The sequence below is a fragment of the Vibrio sp. ArtGut-C1 genome (assembly GCF_002105475.1).
GTDB classification, from domain to species: Bacteria; Pseudomonadota; Gammaproteobacteria; order Enterobacterales; family Vibrionaceae; genus Vibrio; species Vibrio diabolicus.
This window is the reverse complement of the sequence record NZ_NCTH01000029.1, coordinates 48,717-55,127: the sequence shown is the minus strand read 5'-3', so window position 1 is coordinate 55,127 and position 6,411 is coordinate 48,717. Positions and strand designations below refer to the sequence as shown.

Annotated in this window: 4 protein-coding genes; 3 read left to right on the top strand and 1 reads right to left on the bottom strand. The window is 41.7% G+C overall.

Annotated elements, in window-relative coordinates:
* Nucleotides 1-63 precede the first annotated feature (63 nt).
* The 3 genes from B7360_RS19985 (at nt 64) to B7360_RS19970 (ending at nt 6,211) form a co-directional block, all read left to right on the top strand.
* A complete protein-coding gene (locus B7360_RS19985) occupies nt 64-4,866 on the top strand; it encodes a DUF4011 domain-containing protein (RefSeq protein WP_085344438.1) in 4,803 nt (1,600 codons plus the stop codon).
* 108 nt (nt 4,867-4,974) lie between these two features.
* Nucleotides 4,975-5,316: a hypothetical protein gene (locus B7360_RS19980; protein WP_085344437.1), complete on the top strand. Its 342-nt coding sequence runs from the start codon at nt 4,975-4,977 to the stop codon at nt 5,314-5,316.
* 139 nt (nt 5,317-5,455) lie between these two features.
* Nucleotides 5,456-6,211, top strand: coding sequence for a PhzF family phenazine biosynthesis protein (locus B7360_RS19970; RefSeq protein WP_085344435.1), 756 nt, complete (start codon nt 5,456-5,458; stop codon nt 6,209-6,211).
* A gap of 70 nt (nt 6,212-6,281) precedes the next feature.
* Here the strand turns inward: B7360_RS19970 and B7360_RS19965 are convergent, their stop codons facing one another.
* On the bottom strand, nt 6,282-6,410 hold the full coding sequence (locus tag B7360_RS19965; protein ID WP_085344434.1) for a DUF2474 domain-containing protein: 129 nt from the start codon (nt 6,408-6,410) through the stop codon (nt 6,282-6,284).
* Between the last annotated feature and the right edge of the window lies 1 nt (nt 6,411).

Genomic DNA, 6,411 nt, shown 5'->3' with positions numbered 1-6,411 from the left:
GTTCCTATAAGAACCATGCTTTCTTTCAGTTCACCCACATAATCTTAGATATTAACCATTATAATGGGTGTTACACCTTTAGGGATTCATAACAAATTGTATTGTCCTGATATTGCTGCGATCGAAGATATGTTGGCAGATGGCGTAAAATTTAAGTTTCAGTCTGCACAGGAAAGTCCTTACTTTGACTCTGAGCGCGATAACGAATTGTTTCGTCTTCAGTCAGGGTCTGATCTCCATCGAAGTTACGCGTTCAATCAAATTCAGAATAAGATTCTGATTGCTAATCAGTCACCTAATCGATTAGAGCGAAACTCTGTAGAGTTGTTCCGAAAAGCAAAAAATGATCTGGAAGAGGGTGGTTCGAATACGCTTTTTCTAGCGCTTGGCTTTTTGAAATGGAAAGAGAACCCAGAAGATACAAGAAGTTATAAAGCTCCTCTATTATTAATTCCCGTAAAGCTTACCCGTCGTAGTGCTCGTGCGTCTGTTTACGTCGAGCAACTTCAAGAAGAAGAACCAATTTTTAATCTTACTCTTATTGAGTTTCTGCAATCCGAGCATGATATCAACCTAAGTGAATTTCGAGATGAATTACCGATGGATGATAGTGGTATAGATGTACCATATGTATGGCACAGAGTAAGAGACGCCGTTAAGGAACAAGCTGGTTTTGAGTTAGTGGAAGAGCTAGTTTTAGGTTCTTTCTCTTTCGCTAAATATCTGATGTGGAAAGATCTTAAAGATCGGTTAGATGATCTCAAGGAAAATTTATTTGTTAAGCATTTAGTTGATAACCCTAGGGACCCATACCCTCAAGAGAGCTCGTTTATCGAACGAGAAGAAATTGATGAGAAATTAGATCCTGCCTCGATTTATACTCCTTTGAACTGCGACAGTTCTCAGTTGGTTGCAGTGGATGCTTCTGCTCGTGCACAAGATTTCGTTCTGGAAGGGCCACCAGGAACCGGAAAGTCAGAGACTATCGCTAATATCATTGCTCATAATATCGGGCTCGGGCGAAAAGTACTCTTTGTCGCGGAGAAAATGGCTGCACTGAATGTGGTATATCGCCGTTTACAGAAAGTAGGTTTGGATCATCTTTGCTTGGAACTACATAGCAATAAAGCGAACAAACGAGCAGTTCTTGAACAATTAAATAAGGCATGGCAGAAAAGAGAGGGTTTAAGCTCTGAAGAATGGGAAGCGAATATTATAGAGCTCAAGTCGAGGAGAGATGAGCTTAACAATTATGTTCGTGCTTTACATGGAAAGTCAGCATTTGGAATCTCAGCCAGAGACGCTATCTCTACCGTTGCTCTAAATGGTGAAACCTTAAAAGTCAAGCTAGATTGGCTCCCTGACATAACAGCAGCTCCTATTTCTACAAAAGAGGATTTAGTTAGGCTTAAAGAGTTAGTCGGGAGGCTAACACTAGCATTCTCTGATATTAAGAGCTTGAACATCAACGCATTTATGCCAGTTTTTGCTACTGAGTGGTCGAATGTTTGGCAGTCTAATTTACTTGCTGTTATTGATGACTGGTTAAAAAACTACGATGTCTTAATAGATTGGACACAACAGGTTCAATCGAGTTTTTCGCTTACCTCGATACGCCAAACGCTTAAAAATGTTGAAGCACTAGAAAGTGCTTATGAGTTGGCAATGATCGCAACGTATGAAGATATTGCATTCGCTGTAGATTCTGGTTCAAAAGAACGAATTGCAGCCATTCAAGAGTTGTCGGTATTAAAAGCAGATTACGACCAGCAGCTTAAAGACATATCGCATGGCGTGATTAGCGACAACTTGTCTAAGTTACCCACAGAGAGATGGCTGCAATTGGCTGAAGAAGCTAAAACAAGTTGGTTTAAAGCAATATTTCGCAAGCGTAAGATAAATCGCGAAGCGAAAGAGTTTGGCCTGTCTCAAATTGAAGATTTGTTACTTCTTGAAAAAATTGCGACGGTTCAGAAGCTCAAGAGCTCAATAGAAGAACATATCAACATTATTGGGGATTACTCGGTCTGGAAAGGTTGGGATACGTCTCACGAAATATTAGAAAGCACTGCAGTAACAGGGAAAAAAATTCGTGAGATTGTATCTAACCTGGTTAGCTTGACTGATGAACCCTCTGAAATATTGATTCCGATAAGAAAATGGTTTGTAGATGGGAGAGAGTTTTTAGAAGAGTCGAAAGTATATTCAAGCCTAAATAACTTTTCCAAGGCGGTAAAAGAATTCAAAAACTCGAATTCGATTGTTGCGGAACTTGGAGTCAGTATACCCGAGCAAGCTGAACTTGAATCACTATCTCGGAATTTTAATGATATAAAGACTCAGTCAAACAAGTTGAAAAACTGGTGTGAGTGGCAATCAGCCAAGCAAAAGGCGTATGACAATAAGCTTGATGTAATGGTTAAAGCTCTGGAATCAGGAGTAAGTAACCCTGAAGAGTTAAATGAACAATTTCGAGTTGCTTTTTCTTATTGGCTCGCCCCACTTCTTATTGATGCCAGCGATGAGCTTCGAAAGTTCAAAGCTTCAACGCATGAACAAACAATAAAAGAGTTTCAAGTGGTAGACGAACGTGTTGCTAAGATTACAAGCGATTACGTGGTTGCACTTGCTTCGAAGAGTGCTCCTACACAACAATCTACGGAGCAGAGTTCGAAACAATTTGGTGTATTAGCTAAAGAGCTTCAGAAAAAAACTCGGCATATACCAATCCGAAGTTTGATTAGTGAGCTAGGTCATTCGTTATTGGATTTGTGTCCATGTTTAATGATGTCACCACTGTCCGTTGCTCAGTTTTTGCCCTCTGATTTCAGAGGATTTGACTTGGTTGTTTTTGACGAAGCATCACAAATGACCACTTGGGATTCTGTAGGTGCTATAGCGAGAGGGAAAAACGCAATCATTGTCGGTGATCCAAAACAGATGCCCCCAACAAACTTTTTCTCTGCTCGAGGGAATTCTGATGATCCAGATGAAGAAGATCTAGAGTCTATTCTTGACCAAGCGCTTGCTGCGAGGTTACCGCTTATAAGGTTGATGGGGCATTATCGAAGTAGGCATGAAACCCTTATTGCTTTTTCAAATAATAAATATTATGAAAATTCATTAGTAACTTATCCTTCTTCAGAAACAAAAGATTCAGCAGTTTCTTTGCATCGAGTTAACGGAATTTATGCTAAAGGAGCGGGTCGCAACAATACGGCTGAAGCAAAAGCAGTCGTAAATGAAATTGTTCGAAGATTACTGGATAAATATGAACAAGATAAGTCTATAGGTGTAGTAACTTTAAATACTGATCAGCAAAGAACGATTGAAGATCTGTTAGACGACGCAAGAAGACAAAACCCTGCTATCGAAAAGTACTTTCAAGAGGGGTCAGGAAGAGATCCTGTTTTTGTTAAGAACCTAGAGTCAGTTCAGGGTGATGAGAGAGACGTAATCATGCTCAGTCTCGCGTATGGTCCTACGGAACCAGGAGCCAAAACGATGAGTATGAATTTTGGGCCACTCAACAAAAGCGGGGGAGAGCGCCGCTTAAATGTTGCGATTACTCGCGCAACCACGGAGGTTGTTGTCTTTAGTAGTTTTGACTCTTCAATGATTGATTTAAGCAGAACGAACTCGGTTGCCGTTGAGCACTTAAAACACTTCCTTGAATTTGCAGAAAAGGGGCCAATTGCTTTATCTGAGATTGCTTCTGCAGAGCATGGAGTCGATCAATTTGATAGTGATTTTGAAGAAGCGGTAGCTCAAGCTTTAAGAATTAAAGGTTGGAAAATACAAACACAAGTAGGAGTAAGTAAGTTTAGAGTTGATCTCGGAGTACTTCATCCAGACAAGCCTGGCAAGTACATAGCTGGTGTTGAGTGTGATGGGGCTACGTACCACTCTTCTCCTGCAGCCCGAGATAGAGATCGGGTAAGACAGATAGTTTTGGAAGGTCTAGGATGGAATATTGTTAGGTTATGGTCGACGGATTACTTTATTGATCCTGAATATGCAATTGAAAACATTGACTCAAAACTTAGAGAAATACTTGAAGTGGAAAGGGAGCGAGACATACTGGCAGAAGCAGAAGCAGAAGCAGAAGCAGAAGCAGAAGCAGAAGCAGAAGCAGAAGCAGAAGCAGAAGCAGAAGCAGAAGCAGAAGCAGAAGCAGAAGCAGAAGCAGAAGCAGAAGCAGAAGCAGAAGCAGAAGCAGAAGCAGAAGCAGAAGCAGAAGCAGAAGCAGAAGCAGAAGCAGAAGCAGAGGGAAAAGTAGTGTTAGCGAAAGGTCCTTCAACTTTAAACTCAGGCACAGGTTTTTGTCTTGAACAAACTGGGATCTCTGGTAAAGAATTTGATGAAATCGAGAACGCTTCATCGATTACATTGGATGCCGCAAATTATTTTAAACCTGAATACGTTGATAGGCTCACTCAACTTGCTAAAGACATCCTTATCGAACGCCCTGGTATTACGCTGCATGCACTTACCCTCGAAATAGCCAACCTACATGGCTTAACACGTACAAGCAAAAAGCAACTCGAGTATATGAGAAAAATACTTGATACTTTCGCTGGTATCAAAGAGAGCGATGGGTACTCTCCAACACTCTGGGTTTCGCCGAGTAATATGGTCGATTTGATTGAGTGGCGGGGTGTAGAGGCATTCGGTTATGAACGAAAGTGGAATGAGCTGTCGTATGAGGAGGCTTTGGGGCTTGCTAAGTTTGCGATTCAGAAGAACCCAGAAGCGCCAATAGATGTTATTTGCGATGAGTTAAATATTAAGAGACGTCATGAGACATCCTTGAACCAATTTGCTATTTGGCTAAAAACCGTTAATGAATTTGACGATCAGAAATAGCTAATACATATGCTTGTCAGGCCTGATGCCTCAAAGCTTAGGAACTGACAAGCTTTTCTCGAATACTTTATATACGCCGTTAGATTAAATCATTAACAAGGATGTGTAATGAGAAATAGAAAATGGATATTTGCGGCTATTTTGCTTATTGGAGGACCTTCATTATTGCCCTTTAGTTTGGAAGTGATCTCAATAATTGAGCTGTTTGGTCTTTTGGGCTTGTGGACAATTTATTCATCTTACGCTGAATATTTGGTGAATCACCCTTGGTTTAAAAGAGGTCTGCGTTTAGCAACCTGCTGGGAATTTCAGCCTCAAATGCTGTTCTCGCTGAGAGAGCTTAGGGCATGTCCACAGTTAGTTTTCCACATGCTTCCTGTTCAAAGTGTGATGATCTGGACTTTGATCATTATTTTTTGGGCGAGTGTGGCTTGGTGCTACAGAATTTAAGCGAACAAATTGTTCAAGAGGGGTTCGCAACGCATGGCATTTTTACTGTGCGTTGGTTTTAGTGATTAAGGCGGTATGCAGTGGTATCAGTATTGAGTCGCTCACCCGTTAACAAGACGCCAAACCGCAAGGATGATGGATGATTAAAGCGCAGATATATGATGTATTTTGTGATGAGTTGGCTCAAGGTAACCCTTGTGGCGTTGTCGAACTAAATCACTGGCTGAGTGATTCTGAGTTACTTCAAATCACTCATCAGGTCGCTCAACCTGTCACATCATTTGTGGTTCAGTCTGGCAGTGACTACCACATTCGCTGGTTTAGCCTAGCAGGAGAGCTCAACCTATGCGGACACGGAAGTTTGGGCGCAGGCGCTGCAATCATTTCCAACTATCATCAGAATGAGGTCATTCTAAAAAGCCAGTATGGTCATATTACCGTTACGGAACTGGGTGGAATGTACAGGATCGTGATGCCAAGTTGGCAAGCTAAGCCTCATGCCATCCCCTTGGATATTTCAGGCTTTTCCAATCGCCCCGTAGATGCTTTTACAACGCGTGATTTGGTTGTTGTTCTCGAATCCGAAGATGATGTTGTTCGCTATCAACCTAACTTTGATGAGCTGATTAAAATTGATGAGTTTCATGCGGTCATCCTGACGGCTCAAAGTTCTGATAGTGGCTATGTGCTGCGTTACTTTGCACCTAAAATCGGTATTTCAGAAGATCTTGCCACAGGCTCAGCTCAGTGCTCATTAGCGCCTTATTGGTTTGAAAAGCTGGGCAAAGAAAAATTGACGGCTCGCCAGCTATCTCGCGCTGGTGGCTATTTTGAAGTGGCTCGCGGTTCTGAATCTACTATCGTATTGTCTGCACACGTGAAAAGTCGGACTTGAATGTAAACGCCTCTAGCTCCTAACGCAAGAGCTAGAGGTCCCCATTTTTTATTGACTAAAAAGTACCGAGCTAAGATTTTAATCCTGCAGCGGTCATCATGGCGCGAAACAGCATTGATACGAACCCCAGAGCTAGCACACTGGCCGACCAGATCCCAATCATCCATGCCCACTGGCGACACCAATTTTTGATTTTCATA